Origin of the sequence: Microbacterium sp. UFMG61 (assembly GCF_015354505.1) — a bacterium.
GTDB lineage: Bacteria > Actinomycetota > Actinomycetes > Actinomycetales > Microbacteriaceae > Microbacterium.
This window is the reverse complement of record NZ_JACAFP010000002.1, coordinates 253,065-270,869: the sequence shown is the minus strand read 5'-3', so window position 1 is coordinate 270,869 and position 17,805 is coordinate 253,065. Positions and strand designations below refer to the sequence as shown.

15 protein-coding genes and 1 tRNA gene are annotated in these 17,805 nt (G+C 69.6%); 7 read left to right on the top strand and 9 right to left on the bottom strand.

Annotation, left to right across the window (positions count from 1 at the left end; translation table 11 throughout):
- Positions 1–48: 48 nt before the first annotated feature.
- The gene (locus IXW21_RS03160) at positions 49–1,188 is read right to left on the bottom strand and encodes a zinc-binding alcohol dehydrogenase family protein (protein WP_194762805.1); all 1,140 of its coding nucleotides are present in this window, start codon (positions 1,186–1,188) and stop codon (positions 49–51) included.
- Between the two features lie 77 nt (positions 1,189–1,265).
- Between IXW21_RS03160 and IXW21_RS03155 the strand changes: the two genes are divergently transcribed.
- The 4 genes from IXW21_RS03155 (at position 1,266) to hrpB (ending at position 6,895) form a co-directional block, all read left to right on the top strand.
- Positions 1,266–1,829 (top strand): TetR/AcrR family transcriptional regulator, encoded by a 564-nt coding sequence (locus tag IXW21_RS03155; protein WP_194762804.1) that lies wholly within the window; start codon positions 1,266–1,268, stop codon positions 1,827–1,829.
- A gap of 184 nt (positions 1,830–2,013) precedes the next feature.
- Positions 2,014–2,442 (top strand): MarR family winged helix-turn-helix transcriptional regulator, encoded by a 429-nt coding sequence (locus IXW21_RS03150; RefSeq protein WP_194762803.1) that lies wholly within the window; start codon positions 2,014–2,016, stop codon positions 2,440–2,442.
- A gap of 108 nt (positions 2,443–2,550) precedes the next feature.
- Positions 2,551–4,155, top strand: coding sequence for an SPFH domain-containing protein (locus tag IXW21_RS03145; RefSeq protein WP_194762802.1), 1,605 nt, complete (start codon positions 2,551–2,553; stop codon positions 4,153–4,155).
- 187 nt (positions 4,156–4,342) lie between these two features.
- Entirely contained in the window at positions 4,343–6,895 is a 2,553-nt protein-coding gene (gene hrpB / locus IXW21_RS03140; protein WP_194762801.1) for an ATP-dependent helicase HrpB, read from the top strand.
- 3 nt (positions 6,896–6,898) lie between these two features.
- Here the strand turns inward: hrpB and IXW21_RS03135 are convergent, their stop codons facing one another.
- Together IXW21_RS03135 and IXW21_RS03130 are read right to left on the bottom strand one after the other, a co-directional pair.
- Positions 6,899–7,651, bottom strand: coding sequence for an AAA family ATPase (locus tag IXW21_RS03135; RefSeq protein ID WP_194762800.1), 753 nt, complete (start codon positions 7,649–7,651; stop codon positions 6,899–6,901).
- A 60-nt stretch (positions 7,652–7,711) separates the two neighbouring features.
- Positions 7,712–9,208, bottom strand: a complete 1,497-nt coding sequence (locus IXW21_RS03130; RefSeq protein ID WP_194762799.1) for an L-serine ammonia-lyase, iron-sulfur-dependent, subunit alpha — start codon at positions 9,206–9,208, stop codon at positions 7,712–7,714.
- Positions 9,209–9,326: 118 nt separating this feature from the next.
- Here IXW21_RS03130 and IXW21_RS03125 point away from each other — a divergent pair, with 118 nt between their 5' ends.
- A complete protein-coding gene (locus tag IXW21_RS03125; RefSeq protein WP_194762798.1) occupies positions 9,327–9,644 on the top strand; it encodes a hypothetical protein in 318 nt (105 codons plus the stop codon).
- Positions 9,645–9,721: 77 nt separating this feature from the next.
- Here IXW21_RS03125 and IXW21_RS03120 read toward each other — a convergent pair whose 3' ends face one another.
- Complete coding sequence (locus IXW21_RS03120; RefSeq protein WP_194762797.1) at positions 9,722–11,452, bottom strand: L-aspartate oxidase; 1,731 nt, start codon at positions 11,450–11,452, stop codon at positions 9,722–9,724.
- A gap of 71 nt (positions 11,453–11,523) precedes the next feature.
- Here IXW21_RS03120 and IXW21_RS03115 point away from each other — a divergent pair, with 71 nt between their 5' ends.
- Positions 11,524–12,456, top strand: coding sequence for a LysR family transcriptional regulator (locus IXW21_RS03115; RefSeq protein ID WP_194762796.1), 933 nt, complete (start codon positions 11,524–11,526; stop codon positions 12,454–12,456).
- Positions 12,457–12,658: 202 nt separating this feature from the next.
- Here the strand turns inward: IXW21_RS03115 and IXW21_RS03110 are convergent.
- A tRNA-Arg gene (locus IXW21_RS03110) sits at positions 12,659–12,731 on the bottom strand.
- Between the two features lie 66 nt (positions 12,732–12,797).
- On the bottom strand, positions 12,798–13,376 hold the full coding sequence (locus IXW21_RS03105) for an asparagine synthase (protein ID WP_194762795.1): 579 nt from the start codon (positions 13,374–13,376) through the stop codon (positions 12,798–12,800).
- A 125-nt stretch (positions 13,377–13,501) separates the two neighbouring features.
- On the opposite strand from IXW21_RS03105, the gene IXW21_RS03100 reads away from it, so the two are divergent.
- Complete coding sequence (locus tag IXW21_RS03100; RefSeq protein WP_194762794.1) at positions 13,502–14,341, top strand: SDR family NAD(P)-dependent oxidoreductase; 840 nt, start codon at positions 13,502–13,504, stop codon at positions 14,339–14,341.
- Between the two features lie 29 nt (positions 14,342–14,370).
- Here IXW21_RS03100 and IXW21_RS03095 read toward each other — a convergent pair whose 3' ends face one another.
- From IXW21_RS03095 to IXW21_RS03085, 3 genes are all read right to left on the bottom strand, one after another.
- Entirely contained in the window at positions 14,371–15,234 is an 864-nt protein-coding gene (locus tag IXW21_RS03095) for a hypothetical protein (RefSeq protein WP_228528104.1), read from the bottom strand.
- Between the two features lie 10 nt (positions 15,235–15,244).
- Positions 15,245–15,475, bottom strand: coding sequence for a hypothetical protein (locus IXW21_RS03090; RefSeq protein WP_194762793.1), 231 nt, complete (start codon positions 15,473–15,475; stop codon positions 15,245–15,247).
- A gap of 88 nt (positions 15,476–15,563) precedes the next feature.
- Positions 15,564–17,798, bottom strand: a complete 2,235-nt coding sequence (locus IXW21_RS03085) for a heavy metal translocating P-type ATPase (RefSeq protein ID WP_194762792.1) — start codon at positions 17,796–17,798, stop codon at positions 15,564–15,566.
- Positions 17,799–17,805: the final 7 nt, after the last annotated feature.

Below are 17,805 nucleotides of genomic sequence, written 5' to 3'. Positions count from 1 at the left end.
GCGCCGATCGTACAGGGATCGCGAACAGCCAGTTCGTCCGTCAGCGGGTCAGGCGTTCGTCGGTGCGGGCTCGAGGGTCACGACGAGTTTCTGGGCGGACACACCGACGCGGAGCGTGTCGATCGCTCCCTGAACAGCATGAAGCCCCTCCCCCACGATGCGGGCCGGCGGATACGCACGATGGCGACCCGAGGCGAGAGCTGTGCCAAGGTAGCTTCCCCAGACGGCGGAGCCGACGGGAGAGGTCGCGACGGCACTCCCCCAGATGAACGAGGCTCGGATACCTCGGGCTCGGCTGCGCAGTTGCAGCATCGCCGTTCGCGTTCCCAGGCGCAGGAACAGGCGCATCCGGGTCAGGGAGAGGCCGGGTCGACGGGGTTGTTCGTAGAAGGACACCGGAGGGCTCGCCATCGCGATCCGCGTGGCGCCGGTCGCGCGCGCGATACGCAGACAGGGTTCTGCCGACCCGACTGCGACGGCGAGGATGCCCGCGACGACGGATCCGTTCGCCGCCTCGACGATGCGAGCGACCACCTCCGGGTCGCGGTAATCAAATGCGGCCTCTGCGCCGAGCTGGCTCATCCGGTCATGATTGCTGGCGGATGCCGTCGCGATGACGCGGTAGCCGGCCGCTCGCGCCAATTGGATCGCGTTGCCGCCGACAGCGGTCGCACCGCCCCACACCACGACGATCTCGTCGCGTGGCTCGGGGTTCGCGAGGCCGGAGTAGCCCAGACCGAGCTGCTCGCTCTCGAAGAGGCCGGCAGCCGCTGTGGAGACGGCCAGGGGCAACACGGCACCCTCCTCGAAGGGCATGGTGTCCGGCAGAGCAGCGGCGAGGGCCGCATCGACGGCGACGTAGGCCTGGAACCCGCTCTCGGAGATCGCGTCCCGACCCTTCTCCAAGCCGATCGCGTACGCGACGATGCGATCGCCGACGGAGAAGTTCGTCACTTCGGCGCCGACCCCGACGACGACCCCGGCGACATCCTCCCCGAGGATCACCGGGTAGTGCAGCCACCCGTACATGACGGCGCCGTTGGATTGGATGATCGCGTCGAGAGGGTTCACCGCGACCGCCCTGACCTCGATGAGCAGTTGTCCGGGTCCGGGCTCGGGCATCGGTGCGTCCCGGATCACCAGGTCGGCGTAGGGAGTATCGATCCACGCCGCCATATTTCCGCTCATTTCCGCCTACCCTCACCCTCGATGACATCTCGTGTCATCACTGTACACGTGACGACATGACGTGACATCATGGCACCATGCCCCGATGGTCACCGGATGCTGCACTGCGACTCGAAGCTGCGGCGATACCCCTCTTCGAACAGCAGGGATTCGCATCGACCACGGTTCCGCAGATCGCCGAAGCGGCGGGCCTGACGACTCGGACGTTCTTCCGGCACTACGCGGACAAGCGCGATGTCCTCTTTCTTCGTGATCGCGAGTTTCCTCACGCGGTCAGCGACTTCATGGCGTCGGCCCTTCCCGAGACTTCAGCAAAGGCCACGGTGCGAGCCGGCCTCAGCGCGGCGGCCCGTGGTATCCAGAACTGGCGGGAACCGATCGCGCGTCGGCGCGCCATCGTTCACGGCGAGCCTGCGCTGCACGAACGCGAGCTTCTCCAGCGCCATCATCTGGCCCGCGCGATCGAGGAATCGCTGATTCAGCGCGGCATCGATGCTTGGCAATCGCACACGCTGGCAGCTGTGGCTGTGACGTGCTTCGACCTGGCGATGGAGCGGTGGCTTGCAGGGCCGGACGACCTCCTGTTCGAGGAGTGCGTGACATCCGCGTGGAACGACGTCCGCGACTGCGTCGACGGCTGACGCTCTGAAGATTTCCGTGACCAAACCGTTGCATTCGTTATCTCGCCGTTATAGAGTGATCGCACGGTGAATGTTTGCTGTGGCATACACCGCATGTGATTGCAGGACACTCTTGGTGCAAGGGACAAGGGCCGGTCGGGAGCCTCTCCGACCGGCCCTTTACTGTTGCCAGTACGCTGTTCACATGACCGATCGCAAGCTCGCCCTCGAGGCCTGGGAGAGCCTGTTCCGCGCGCAGCACGAGCTGTTCACCGAGATGAACACGGACTTCGAAGGCAGCGATCTCGCTCAGGCCGAGTACGACGTGCTGCTCACCGTCACACGGTCGCCCGACATGACCGCCCGGTTGCGCGACGTCACCGCGAACATGCTCATCAGCCAGCCGAGCGTCTCGCGACTCGTCGACCGCATGGTGTCACGGGGCCTCGTCGAGAAGGCACCCGACCCCGAAGACGGCCGCGGCGCCTTGATCACCGCGACCGACGCCGGCGCCCGCGAGTTCCGCAGCCTCGCGACCGTGCACGGCCGATCGATCGCCGAGCGGATGTCGGTGCTCGAGGATTCCGAGCTCAAGACGCTGCGCGACCTGGCAGAGAAGCTCCGCGGCCGCTGACCCATCCCGACGCCCCCTGCCGTTTTCTGGCAGGGTGGAGCGGAGTTGCGGCATCTTTCGCGCCGCGACATCAGACCACCCCCTCGGGGGGAACCAGGGAGGTCATTCATGGAGATCGCCGGAATCGTCGGCATCCTCGTCATCGTCGGGATAGCGGTCGTCGCCGCCGTCGTCGTCCTTCTCATCCTGCTGCTGTTCGCACGCAGCTGGATCAAGGTCGCGCGCGCCGACGAGGCGCTCGTCATCTCGGGACGCAAGCAGAAGGTGGCACGCGCTGTCATCGGCGCGGACGGCTCGACCAGAGACGAGATGTCGGAATCGCCCGTCACGGTCATCGTGAACGGCAAGTCGCTGGTGAACCCCATCACGCAGCGCCACGAGATCATCTCGCTGCGCTCGCGTCAGGTCTCGCTCAACGCCGAGGCCCAGTCGCTCGACAGCGTCACACTGAACGTCGACGGCGTCGCGATCGTGAAGATCGGCTCGGACCCCATCCTCGTGCGCCGCGCTGCCGAGCGATTCGCCTCGCAGGACAAGGCGATCGAGCAGTTCACCACGGAGCAGCTCGAAGGTGCGCTCCGTGGAATCGTGGCGACCCTCTCGGTCGTCGAGCTCATGCGCGAGCGCAAGAAGTTCTCCGACCAGATCGCCGCCGACGTCTCGCAGGAGCTCGCCGAGCAGGGTCTGATCCTCGACTCGTTCCAGATCAAGGGCATCACCGACAAGGTCGGCTACATCCAGTCGCTGGGCGCCCCCGAGATCCAGGCGAAGCGTCAGTCTGCCGAGATCTCGCAGACCAACGCCGACCGCGCGATCAACCAGAAGAACATCGCCAACCAGGAAGCCAACCTGGTCGAGCAGACCGCTCTCGACACCAACACCGCGAACGCCAACGCCGGTATCGGCCGTGCGCGCGCCGAGGCCGAGCAGGCCGAGAACCTCGCCCGCGAGCAGGCGCAGCAGGCCGTTCTGCAGCAGCAGGCCGAGAACCGTCAGGCTCAGCTCGACGCCGACGTCAAGCGCGTCGCCGACGCCCAGCGGTACGAGGCCGAGACCCGCGCGCAGGCCGAGCTCTACACGCGTGAGCGTGCGGCAGAGGCCGGCGCGATCGAGCAGGTCAAGCAGGCAGAGGCCCGCACCCGCATCGCCGAGCAGCAGGCCCAGGCCGACAAGGCCAAGGCCGACGGTGAGGCCGCGGCCGCGATCGCCCGTGCGACCGGTGAGGCCGACGCACTTCGCGCCCAGGCCGAGGCCGAGGCCGAGGCCCGCCGTCTGCGCGCCAACGCCGAGGCCGACGCGATCCGCGCCGAGGGTGAGGCGCGAGCCGCAGCCGTCGAGGCCGAGGCGAAGGCCATTGCCTCGAACCAGGACGCCTTCCTGTCGCAGCGCGTGCTCGATGTGCTGCCGTCGATCATGGCGGAGTTCTCGAAGGGCTACGCCGCGATCGGCAACGTGTCGATCATCGGCGGCTCGAGCGAGGACGGTGCATCGAACGTCGTCGGTGCCGACAGCGCCAAGGCGCTGAAGTCGGTGTTCGACAGCGTCAGCTCGGCGACCGGACTCGACCTCGCGTCGATCATCCAGGGCCAGGCCGTCGGTCGCGGCATCGGAGAGGGTGTTGCGTCGGCATCCGCGCCGGCGCCCACCCGCCAGCCGAACCCGACGACTCCCCCGCCGCCCGCGGCGGCACCGCCCGCTCCCGAAGGGGAGTAAACAGCACACCCCACAGCGGATGCCGCGACCGATCGGTCGCGGCATCCGTTGTTTCATCCCGGTGCAGCACTGTTCACAACTCAGCATGGATCGCCGCGTCCGTGGCGCAGGACCGTTTCTCCGGGCACGTCGACCCCACTCCTGCTGAGTTGTGAACGCCGCACCGCCGACCCGGCAGACTGGAGCAATGCCATCCGTTGCCTTCGACCTCGCCGCCATGGGCGCGGGACTCTCGTTCGCGACCGCCCTCGACGATCTCTTGGCCGGGCTCGACGCGAGCGGGTCGGTGGTCGTGAGCGCACCGCCCGGCACGGGCAAGACCACGCTCGTTCCACCGCTGCTCGCATCGCGGAGCTCGGGCCGCGTGATCGTCACCCAGCCCCGCCGCGTGGCCGCCCGCGCGGCGGCACGGCGCCTCGCGCACCTCGACGGCTCACCGCTCGGCACCCGAGTCGGCTTCACGGTTCGCGGCGAGCGCTCGGCGGGGCCTGAGACGCGGATCGAGTTCGTCACGGCAGGAGTGCTGCTGCGCCGGATGCTCGATGATCCGGGACTCGACGGTGTGGATGCCGTGATCATCGACGAGGTGCACGAACGCGCGATCGAGACGGACCTGCTGATCGGGCTGCTCTCGGAGGTGCGCGAGCTGCGTGACGACCTGACACTCATCGCCATGTCCGCCACCCTCGACGCCACGCGTATCGCCACCGTCATCGGGACGGACGGCGGCCCCGCCCCGGTCGTGCACCATGACGTCCCGGCGTTCCCCCTCATCGAGAGCTGGGCTCCGAGCCCGGTGCCGCGGCTCGACGAGCGCGGTGTCACCCGGGGTTTCCTCGATCATGTGGCACGCACCACGACGGCCGCCGCTCTCGACCTCGGCCGCAACGACCCCGCGGCCGATGTGCTGGTGTTCGCCCCGGGCGCTCGCGAGGTGTCGGAGATCGCCCGCCGCATCCGCGGCTCGAACACCGCATTCGACGTGCGAGAACTACACGGCCAGATCCCCGCGGCCGAGCAGGATGCCGTGATCCGCGGACGTCGACCGCAGGACCCTCCTCGCATCATCGTGACGACGTCGCTCGCTGAGTCCTCGCTGACGGTGCCCGGAGTGCGGCTGGTCGTGGACAGCTGCCTCTCGCGGCATCCGCAGCGGGATGTCGCCCGGGGAATGACAGGCCTCGTGACCACCGCCGCCTCGCGGTCGTCCAGCGTGCAACGTGCGGGGCGCGCCACCCGCCAGGGTCCCGGGGCCGTCATCCGCTGCGTCGACGAGGGCACCTACGCCGCGGCCCCCGCCCGCCCGGTTCCCGAGATCGCGGTGACCGATCTCGCCGATGCCGCGCTGCTGCTCGCCTGCTGGGGTGCCCCGGGCGGGGAGGGTCTGCGCATGATCGACCCGCTAGCGGCAGAGAACCTGGCGGATGCCACCGCGGTGCTGCACGGTCTCGGAGCGATCGACGACGAGGGCCGCGTCACGGCCGAGGGTCGCACCCTGGCTCGCATCCCCGCCGATCCGCGGCTCGCCCGCGCCCTGCGCGACGGTGCCCGATCGGTCGGCGCTCGGCTCGCCGCCGAAGTCGTCGCGCTGCTCGGCGGAGACCTGCGCATCGCCGAGGCCGACGCCGCACAGGCCCTCATCGCCCTTCGCGGCGGCCGCACACCGGATGCCCGCCGGTGGCGCAGCGACGCGGATCGGCTGGAGCGCATGATCGCCGCGACGCCAGGCATCCGGTCGGACCTCGACGGCGTCGGCCTCGTCATCGCGCTGGCTTTTCCCGAGCGCATCGCCCACCGCGTCGATCGCACGGCCGAGGGGGCCACGTTCCTGCTCGCCTCGGGAACCCGCGCCGCGGTGCGCGGCCCCCTCGGGGCGGTCGAGTGGCTCGCGGTGGCCGATGTCGCACGCGCCTCCGGACGTGCTGCTGCCGGTTCCGGGGCGATCATCCGCGCCGCGTCCGCGCTCACCGAGGCCCAGATCGAGAAGGCCGCGAGTCACCTCATCACCGACCGCGTCGAGGCCGAGTTCATCGGAGGGCGCGTGCAGGCACGTCGCGAACGACGCGTCGGCGCGATCCTGCGCTCGTCCGCGCCGGTACGGGCATCGGTCGCGGAGGGTCGAGACGCCGTGCGCCGGGCGCTCCGACGCGAGGGGCTCAGCATGTTCACGTGGGCGGACACCGCCGATGCTCTGCGCCGTCGCCTTGCTCTGCTGCGGCACGAGCTCGGCGATCCCTGGCCCGATGTGTCGGATGCCGGACTGCTCGCGGCACTCGACGCGTGGCTCGCGCCGGAGCTCGATGCACTGGCCGGTGGCACCCCGGTGGGTCGGGTCGATCTGACCTCGGCGATCCGTCGCCTGCTGCCGTGGCCCGACGCAGTGCGGCTCGATGAGCTCGTTCCCGACCGCCTCGAGGTACCCACAGGATCCCGCATCCGCATCGACTACCCGCCACACGACGATCCGACCTCCCGGCCGGTCGTCGCCGTGAAGCTGCAGGAGTGCTTCGGCTGGGCCGAGACGCCCCGACTGGTCGACGGTCGCGTGCCGGTGCTCTTCCACCTGCTCTCCCCCGCCGGACGTCCGCTCGCGGTGACCGACGATCTCGCGTCATTCTGGTCGGGCCCCTATGCCCAGGTGCGGGCCGAGATGCGCGGGCGTTACCCGAAGCATCCGTGGCCGGAGGACCCGTGGGCTGCGACACCGACCAGGCACACCAAGAACCGCGCGGCGCGCTGAGCGCTAGTCGAGCAGGTGCCGCAGGTACCTCGGCGGGTCCTGCAGGAAGGATCGCCAGTGGTTCACGATCTCGAGATCTCCCCATTCGGCCGGGCGGATGCCCCACTCGCCGACCTCGAGGATCTGCGCGCCCGGAAGAGCGGCGAGCACGGGCGAGTGCGTGGCGCACAGCACCTGTCCTCCGTCGTCGACGATGCGCTGCAGCACCGCGATGAGCGTCAGCGTCGACTGGAACGACAGCGCCGCCTCGGGCTCGTCGAGGCAGTAGAAACCGGGTGAATCGAAGCGGCTGTCGAGCAGGGCGAGGAAGGATTCGCCGTGACTCATCTCGTGGAAAGGCACGTCGCCGCTCGATGAGGGGTTCTCTTCGAGATACGTGTAGAACGAGTGCATCGTCTCGGCCCGCAGGAAGAATCCCCACCGATCGGCGCCGACGCCTCGCTGCAGCCGGAGCCATTCGGACAGCGGGGATTCGGTGGCTCGGGTGCTGTGCCTGGCGAACCGCGAGCCGCCCTCGGGCGAGAGCCCGTAGGCGATCGCGATGCCCTCGACGATCGTCGACTTGCCGCTGCCGTTCTCGCCGACCAGGAACGTGACTCCGGGAGACAGCTCCATCCCCTCGCGCAGCACCTGAGCGACGGCCGGGATGCTCGTGGGCCAGAGCCGACCCGGTTCGGGCGCATCGTCGTTCGCCTTCACCGCCACGACCGGCGGCTCTCGTCGCCGACGGCTGCCCGGTGTCCAGATCGATTCCATGCTCGCCTCCCTCTGCAGAAGGCTAGCCGCAGCCCCCGACACGACCGCGGGGACGTCGGCTCAGCACTCGATGACGTTGACCGCGAGGCCGCCCTCGCTGGTCTCCTTGTACTTCGTCGACATGTCGATGCCGGTCTGACGCATGGTCTCGACGACGGCATCCAGCGAGACGTAGTGGCTGCCGTCGCCGCGGAGAGCGAGCCGTGCGGCGGTGACTGCCGTCGCCGCCGCGATCGCGTTGCGTTCGATGCACGGGATCTGCACGAGGCCGCCGATGGGGTCGCACGTGAGTCCGAGGTGGTGCTCCATCGCGATCTCGGCGGCGTTCTCGATCTGCCGGTTGGTTCCGCCCATCACGGCGGTGAGGCCCCCCGCGGCCATCGCGCAGGCCGAGCCGACCTCAGCCTGGCATCCGCCCTCCGCCCCCGAGATCGACGCATTCGCCTTGAACAGCGATCCCAGCGCGGTGGCGGTGAGCAGGAAGCGGCGGATGCCGCGACGGCGGTTCGCCTCGGCGACCGCGTCGGGGTCGTCGATCGCTCCGACCGCGACGAGCGACGCCTCCGCGCCGAAGCCGAGCAGCGCGCTGCCGACGAGCTCGCCGTACGGAGTGACCGCATTGCCGGCGCCGAGACCGGAATCCGCGAGGAACCGCCACCAGTACATCGCGACGGCGGGAAGGATGCCGGCGGCGCCGTTGGTCGGAGCCGTGACGACCCTCCCACCGGCGGCATTCTCCTCGTTGACGGCGAGCGCGAAGGCACCCAGCCACTCGCCCGGGAGTTCGCGGTGCCCGTCGGCCTCGGCCTCTTCGAGCTGTGCGCGGATCATGTTCGCACGCCGCTTGACCTTGAGCATCCCGGGAAGCACGCCGTCGGAGTGCAGGCCCGCGTCGACGCAGGCGGCCATGGCGTCCCAGATCGCGTCGAGCCCGGCGGCCACGTCATCCTCGCTGCGTTCGGCCGTCTCGTTGAGGCGGGCGATCTCGGCGATCGACAGGCCGTGCTCGTCGCAGAGCGCGAGCAGCGACGCGGCATCCGCGTAGGAATACGGCAGCGGCGCGGACTCGAGCGTCGGAGATTCGCCGTCTCTGCGGATGAACCCGCCGCCGACCGAGTAATAGGTCTCCTCGGCGACGACGCCCGCCTCGGCATCCCACGCGGTGATCGTCATGGCGTTCGGGTGTCCGGGAAGTCTGGTGCGGGGCGCGAACACGATGTCGCCCTTGACGAACGGCACCTCGTGCACGCCGTCGATCGACAGCGTGGCGGCCTCGCGCAGGTCGGTCCACGCGGCGCGCACCTCGGCGGGATCGCATGTCTCGGGATCGAGACCGCGGAGTCCCGCGACGACGGCATCCGGCGTGCCATGTCCGATTCCCGTGGCACCGAGCGAGCCGTAGAGCGTGCAGCCGACACGTGCGACGCGGTCGAGAACCCCGGCCGCGCGGAGCCGATGGGCGAACTCGAGCGCCGCCCGCATCGGCCCGACCGTGTGGGAACTCGAGGGACCCACTCCGATGGAGAAGAGATCGAAGGCCGAGACGTACGCTGTCACCTCTCCAGCGTACGTCGTGATCCGCGCCGCGGACGATCCGTCTGCCGCCGTCAAGCCCCTTCATCCCGGCGAGCGCACACCGCATCCTGGGGGTGCATTCGATGCGAAAGGGACGATCATGACGAACAGCACACCCGCACAGGACCCGGCTTCCGACCTCGATCCCGAGGCGCAGACGCCGACACCGACCCCGTCGTCCGGCGACGCCGGGGAGTTCAAGACCCCGGGGCAGAGCACGGACGCACCTGCAGAGGCCGAGTCGCCCGAAGACGCCGATCCGTCGGAGATCCCCGCCGACGACGAGCTCGAAGAGCCCAGCACCGAGAAGGAGCCTGCGGAAGAGCCCAAGGCCCCGACACGCAACGACCCCGAGCCCGACCATGAGGCGGTCGGGATCGGGGTCATCGACGGTCCGGAGACCGACGAGGGCGACTGAGCGACTCCTACCCCGCCCAGCCACCCGGCCGCTCCCGTCGCGATGCACCCTGCGCCGGGAGCGAGTTCGGATGGGGGCTACTCGACGAGCTTGCCCTCGGTGTCGACCTCGCGCATGAGCTCCGCGATCTCCGCGGGGATCTCGGGGATCGGCTCGTGCGTGACTCCCGTGCTGGGCGACCAGACGAGGTTGACCTGCAGCGTGGGGTCGGTGTCGGGGTAGTCGCTGCGGTTGTGGCATCCGCGTGTCTCTCGGCGCTCCAGCGCCGCCTCGATCGTGGCGCGGGCGGCGAGCACCGACGCTTTCAGGTCGAACGCGTGCGCGAGATCCTGGAACCCCGCGATGTCGGGGTGGATGCCGATGTCCTCCATCCGCCCCTCGATCATGTCGAGGTCGGCGAGACCCGCCCGCAGTCCCTCCTCGGACCGCACGACGCCCGCATGCTGGGTCATGGTGTTGCGGATCGCGCGTTGCAGGGCCCTCACGTTCTCGCGGCCGTCCGCCGCGAGCAGGTCGTCGATCTCGGCGCGGGCCTGTGCCACGGCTTCCGCCGAGCGACGCTGGGCGTCGAGACCCGCCGCGTGAGCCATCGCGGCCTGACCGACGATGCGCCCGTAGACGAGCAGCTCGATCAGCGAATTGCCGCCGAGGCGGTTGGCTCCGTGCAGGCCGCTCGATGCCTCGCCGATCGCATAGAGCCCGTCGACATCGGTCTGGTGGTCCTCCGGACGCACCCACACGCCGCCCATCGAATAGTGCGCGGTGGGCGCGATCTCGATCGGCTCGGTCGTGATGTCGAGCATCTGCAGCTCCATCATCGTCTGGTAGACGCGCGGCAGGCGGGTCATGATCGTCTCGCGCGGCAGGTGCGAGACGTCGAGCCAGACTCCGCCGTTCTCGGTGCCTCGCCCCTCGGCGATCTCGGTGTACGCGGCGAGCGCGACGCGGTCGCGGGTCGACAGCTCCATGCGCTCGGGGTCGTACTTCGACATGAACCGCTCGCCGAGCGCGTTGCGCAGGATGCCGCCCTCACCGCGCGCGGCCTCGGAGATGAGTGTGCCCGCGGCATTCTCGGGCTCGATGATGCCTGAGGGGTGGAACTGCACGAGCTCGGGGTCGCGAAGTCGCGCCCCGGCCTCGACCGCGAGGCGGAACGAGTCGCCGGTGTTCTCGTCGCGGCGAGACGAGGTGCGGCGCCAGATGCGGTTGTGTCCGCCGGCCGCGAGGATCACGGCATCCGCATGGATCAGGTAGCGCGTGCCGTCTGACTGGTCGAAGCCGTAGGCGCCGAACACGACGTTGTCGCGCACGAGCAGGCGCGTGATGTAGACGTGGTCGAGGATCGGCACCTCGAGCTGCTCGGCCTTGGCCACGAGCGTGCGCTGGATCTCGAGGCCGGTGTAGTCACCGGCGAACGCCGTGCGACGGAATGTGTGCGCTCCGAAGAACCGCTGCGAGATGCGGCCGTCGTCCTCGCGGGCGAAATCCATCCCCCAGCGCTCGAGGTCGCGGATGCCGCGCTCCGCCCCCTGCGTCACGATCTCGACCGTGTGGGGGTTGGCGAGCAGGTAGCTCTCCTTGATGGTGTCGGCGGCGTGCTGCTGCCAGCTGTCGCCCTCGTCCATGGTGCCGAGAGCGGCGTTGATGCCGCCGGCGGCGAGGGAGGTGTGGGCATCCTGTCGGGGGCGTTTGCCGACGGCGAGGACGTCGATGCCGTGTTCGGCGACCTCGATCGCCGCGCGCAGCCCGGAACCGCCTGTGCCGATCACGAGGACCGTGGTGGAGATCTGACGTTCGCGAGTACTCATGCATTCGACGCTAGTTAGGGCGGCCTAATAACTCCAATGCATTGTTCTACTGGAATCGATAGACTGCAGACATGAACCTCGAGCAGCTCCGCGGGTTCGTCGAGGTCGCCCGCCTCGGCCACTTCACCCGCGCCTCCGAGTCGCTGCACCTCGCGCAGCCATCACTGAGTCGGCAGATCTCGACACTCGAACGCGAACTCGGCGCGGAACTGTTCCACCGCGCGCGCGGGCACATCGCGCTCACGGCCGCCGGCGAGGCACTGCTCCCCCGCGCCCAGCGGATGCTCGCCGAAGCAGAGGCCATCCGTGACGAGATGGGCGAGCTCGCGGGTCTCCGCCGCGGGCGTGTGCGGCTCGGTGCTCCGCCGACCCTCTGCATCAGCCTCGTCGCCGAGGCGATCAGCGCGTTCCACGCGGCCCACCCCGGTGTCGACCTGCACCTCGACGAGAGCGGGTCACGGCTGCTGGTCGATCAGCTCGCGGTCGGCGCCGTCGACATCGCACTGATCACCGAGTCGACGGGCCCGCCCCCGTCGGGGTTCAGTCTCACGCGCATGCCTCTGCTCACCGAGGAACTGGTCGTGGTCTCCGCGGCATCCCAGCCTCCCGTCGCGATCACGCCCGCGATCGGCCTCGAGCATCTCGCCACGCTTCCGCTGATCGCCCTCGACGAGACCTACGAGCTGCGCGCGACCACCGACGCCGCCTTCCGCTCCGCGGGCATCACCCCGAATCACGTCCTCGAGGGGGCGGAGATGGATGCCGTGCTCCGCTTCGTCGAACGAGGGGTGGGCGTGGCCGTCGTCCCGGCGATGGTGCTCTTCGACCAGCCGGCGCTCCGCTCGGTGCGACTCACGCATCCGATGATGAGGCGCACCGTGAGTCTCGCGCATCGCGCGGATGTCACTCCTGCGGTCGCCGTCGCCGCGATGCGCGATGTGATCCTCACCACCGCCGCCGACTACGCGCGACGAGACCCCGCGATCACCAGCCTGCTCGACTAGGACGTCTGGGCCAGCCGGTTCAGCCTGCGACGAGCAGACGCATCAGCCGAACGAGCAGCAGTCCGACCGCGAGGACCAGACCGAGATAGGCGAGCACGAGCCCGACGATGGCGGCGGCGCGGAACTCGCCGCGGCGAGACGCACAAGCCCGGAGGACAACGCAAAACCCCCGCCGCTTTCGCGACGGGGGTTTCAGCTGATGTGCGCCCGAAGGGACTCGAACCCCTAACCTTCTGATCCGTAGTCAGATGCTCTATCCATTGAGCTACGGGCGCTCCTGGACCGCTCAGCGGGCCGTGGAACAGCCTATAACAGTCTCAGCGCGAATGCGAATCGGCGCCTCACTCGGCCGGGCCCGGGTCCTTCGGCTCGTTGCGCTTGGCCTTCGCCCGCTGCTGCGACGACAGGGCCTGCAGGTCGACGAGCCGCAGGGCCTGCATCCGCGCCTCGCGCATGCGGTCGTAGTCGGGGTCCTGATCGGGGCGCATCCCCTCGACCCGAAGCCGGCGATCGAGGTTGTGTCGCACGTCGGCCCAGGCACCCGCGCGGGCCTCCTCGACGATGGAGCGCAGCGCCGCCTCGTCGTCCATGAGCTCTCGCAGCTTCGAGGCGACGCCGTGCGACTGCTTGGCGCGACGTCGCAGGTTGCGCACGTCGCGGTCGCGGTAGTCATGGGTGCCCGACGGGTCGGAGTGACGACCGCGCGCCCGCTTGCGCAGGGCGACGAGGTTCCGCTCGACCTCTTCGGATTCCTCGGCCATCGCGCGAAGCGCCTCGCGGGCGTCGGCGACGTACTTGTCCGTGTCGAAGATCCCGTTCTCGGCGATCGTGCCGATCAGGATGTGATTCTTGACGGCGAGGCGCGCGGCAGCTGTCGCAATCGCGACGCCTTCCGCGATGGCATCCGCAGTTCGTCCCACCGCAACCTCCTTGCATCGAGCGTACCCGTTCCGCTCCCGGTTCCTGTGGGCCAGAATGTTCGCTATCGGCTCGCGTCGCCCCGACTTCACACGGCTCGCTCCGATCGATCCAGGGAGGAGGGGGCATGGCGCGACTCGCCCTGGCCGGCAGCACGACCGTCATCACCGGTGCGGCCCACGGGATGGGTGCCGAGATCTCTCGTCTCCTCGCCGCACGAGGAGTGCATCTCGCGCTGATCGACCACGACCAGGAGGCGCTGTCGACGCTGGCCGCGGAGCTGGGTGCGGCCACCGTGACCACGCACGTCGTCGATCTTCGCGATGACTCCGCGGTGTTCACGACTGCCGACGAGATCATCGGGCACCATCCGCACATCAACGCGCTGATCACCTGCGCCGGGTCCTCGATGCTCGGCACGCTCGACCAGTTGACGATGGAGGAGATGCGCTGGCTGACCGACGTGAACCTCTGGGGCACGGTGTCGATCACCAAAGCGCTGCTCCCCGCGTTGCGCACCGCACCGGCCGCGCACATCACCCATCTCGCGAGCGTGTACGCTCTCGCGGCGCCCGCCGGTCGCATCCCCTACTCGCTGAGCAAGTTCGCGGTGCGCGGCTTCTCCGAGGCGCTGCGCCACGAGCTCGAAGGCACCTCGGTGACGGTCGGAGCGGTGTACCCGGCGGGCGTGCGCACCGGGATCATCCTGCACGGTCGCCACGCGGCGGCGGTCGACCCCGCGGTGGCCGCACGCGCCGCTGCCGCGCAGGCGGCGATGTACCGCACGGAACCGTCGGATGCCGCGGCACTCATCATCGCGGCGACCGAGCGACGCCGCGCGCGGACCATGATCGGGCGCCAGGCCGGCCTCGTCGACGCACTGGTGCGCCTCTGGCCCACCGGGTACTGGCGCGTGATGCGTCGCCCCCTCCGCGAGGCCGTGGACACCACGACACCCGTCGACTGATCACTCGACGTGACGCGACTCGGCGAAGATCATCCGACGGCGCCGACCCATACTCCGGAGGCCCACCGCTGCTGATCGGCGTCGCAGCCGACAGATCCCGGGAAGCCGCGCACGACGGCCATGCAGTTCGCGAGGAACTCGGGATCCCCGCCGAACATCGACTGATACGCGTCGGACGAGGTGAGCGCACCCCACACCCGGAACTGGTGGATGTGTGCGAGCTCATGCGCCATCGCCCACTCGAGACGGTCGGTGCTCCACTCGGTGACGTCGGATCGATATTTGATGTAGCCGTCGCTGTTGGCGCAGGCCGGGGCCGTTCCCCCTGCGCAGGAGGCGGACTCGTAGAGTCCGACGCCCTGACCGCCGACACGGTCGAGAGCGGCCCTGACCCTGGCGTAGCCGTCGGGCCCGCTCGACGCCCAGGCAGGGCCGTTCGGGGCCGCGGACTGCGCGGCCTGCCAGGTCGCGATCTCGTCGCCGATCCTGTCGGTCAGCGCGTGCACGGTCGCGGTCGCGGCCACGACCGTGGCCGGGTTGCGTCGCTCAGCGAGCACCGTCTGCTGTGCCGAGAGCACGGCAGCTCGGTGTGCGGCGGTGTCGAGCGTGCCGTCGGCGCGTGCGATCGCCGCGTCGAAGGCGATGATCTCGGCGAGGAAGGCAGGGCGCACCTCGAGAACCGCCGCCCGCTCAGTGGAATCCTTCTCGGCGATCGCGATCGACCCCTCGAGATGGTCGGTGCGCGCGAGCGCCGATCTCGTGGCCTGGCTGAGCGACTGCAGCTCGGCGATCACCTGCGCGCGCTCGGCATCCAACGAGGCCGCACGGCTGACGGCACCACCGGCGAGAAGCACGGCGGCGACGACCGCGACCGACACGATCCTTCGGATCACGCGGCGCGCCTCACCGCAGGAACCCCGCGTCGTCGCGGAGCTGCGCATCCTGCTCCGAGATGTGAGATCGGAGACCCGTGAGCTTCTCGGCCAGCACGAGGTTCGCCTCACGAGCCGCGTCGAGCTGCTCTCGCGCCTCGACGACAGCGGTCCGGGCGTCATCCAGAGCGTCGACGCGCTGCTGGTCTGCGACCACCACGAGCACCGCTCCGCCGATCACCAGCAGCCCCCCTACGACCACAGCGACACTCCGCATATCGCTCCCCAGATCAAGACGTGCGTCCGGAACGATTCCGTACCGTCAATATATCCCCGGAGCGGGATGCCTGCTAGCTCGCGCCGACAGGTGCCGCAGAGCGGAATCGCCGCAGTCGCAGACTGTTCAGCACGACGAAGACGCTGGAGAACGCCATGGCGGCGCCCGCCAGCATCGGGTTGAGCAGTCCGAGTGCGGCGAGCGGAATTGCCGCCACGTTGTACGCGAGCGCCCAGAACAGGTTGCCGCGGATCACGCCCAGGGTTCGCCGCGCGAGCCGGATGGCATCCACGGCACCCCACAGATCTCCGCGTACGAGCGTGAGATCGGATGCTTCGATCGCGGCGTCGGTGCCCGTGCCCATGGCGATGCCGAGGTCGGACTGCGCGAGCGCTGCGGCGTCGTTGACGCCGTCGCCGACCATCGCGACGACGCGCCCTCGCTGCTGCAGCGCCACGATCTCGGCGACCTTGCCCTCGGGCAGCACCCCGGCGCGCACCTCGGTGATGCCGATGCCGTCGGCGACCAGCTCCGCAGCGCGGGCGTTGTCGCCGGTGAGCAGCACCGGGTCGAGGCCGAGACCACGCAAGGATGCGATCGCATCGGCACTCGAGGGCCTCACCTCGTCTGCGACCACCAGGACTCCGCGCACACGGCCGTCCCAGGCGACGGCGACGGCCGTGCGCGCGTCTCCTTCGGCACGGGTGAACGCCGCCGCGAGCTCGTCATCGAGGCTCGATGCCCACTCGGCGAGGAACGAAGGGCGCCCGACGACCACCGCCCGCTCCTCGACGATGCCGGTGACACCGCGGCCGCCGAACGCGCGGAAGTCGCTGACCGTCGGGAGACCACCGGTGCGCTTGAGCGCACCGCGCACGATCGCCTGCGCGATGGGATGCTCGGATGCGTCCTCGAGGGCCGCGGCCGCTCGCAGCACCTCGGTGGGATCCTCACCGTACGCGGAGATCACCTCGAGCAGCGTCATCCGTCCTGTCGTGACGGTTCCGGTCTTGTCGAGCACGATCGTGTCGACGCGTCGGGTCGATTCGAGCACCTCCGGACCCTTGATGAGCACCCCGAGCTGTGCACCGCGCCCCGTGCCGACCAGCAGCGCCATCGGCGTCGCGAGTCCGAGCGCGCACGGGCAGGCGATGATGAGAACGGCCACGGCCGCCGTGAACGCGGCCGCCGCGCCTCCCCCGATCGCCAGCCAGACCACCAGGGTCAACGCCGCGATCACGAAGACGATGGGCACGAACACGGTCGCGAGTCGATCGGCGAGTCTCTGCGCCTCGGCCTTGCCCGACTGCGCCTCCTCGACGAGACGCGCCATGCGCGCGAGCTGGGTGTCGGCCCCCACTCGGGTGGCTGTCACGACGAGACGCCCACCGACGTTCACGGTGGCGCCCGTCACGGAGTCCCCCGGACGCACCTCGACGGGCACGGACTCCCCCGTGAGCATGGAGGCGTCGACAGCCGATGCGCCATCACGGACGATGCCGTCGGTGGCGATCTTCTCTCCCGGTCGTACGACGAACACATCTCCGACCAGCAGACGATCCAGGGGCACCCGCTCCTCCACGCCGTCGCGCAGCACCGCGACGTCCTTCGCGCCCAGTTCTCCGAGCGCACGGAGTGCGGCACCGGCGCGGCGCTTGGATCGCTGTTCGAGAAAGCGCCCGAGGAGCAGGAACATCGTGACCCCGGCAGCCACCTCGAGGTATATGCTGCCCAGGCCGTCACCGCGTTCGATCGTGAAGCGGAAGGGGTGGGTCATGCCCCACATCCCCGCGGTGCCGAAGAACAGGGCGTACAGCGACCAGAGATAGGCGGCCGTCACTCCTACGGAGATCAACGTGTCCATGGTGACGGCGCGGTGCCGCGCGTTCAGGACGGCAGCCCGGTGGAAGGGCCACGCAGCCCACGTGACCACGGGCGTCGCGAGGACCACGGAGACCCACTGCCATCCCGCGAACTGCAGCGGCGTGATCATCGACAGCGCGATCACGGGCACGGCCAGAACCACGGCGACGATCAGGCGCCGACGCAGCAGTCGGTACGCCGGGTCGGCTGCGCCATGCGCGTCGTTCCGGGGAACGGCGGCGGAGTACCCGGTGCGGACGACCTCGGCGATCACGTCGCCGACGGCGACGCCGGCCCCGGCTTCGACATGGGCCTTCTCGGTCGCGTAATTGACCGACGCCGAGACCCCGTCCATGCGGTTCAGCCGCTTCTCGATCCGCGCGGCGCACGATGCACAGGTCATGCCGCTGATCTCGAGGTCGTAGGACACGGCGGTGTCGGTCATGGCGGGA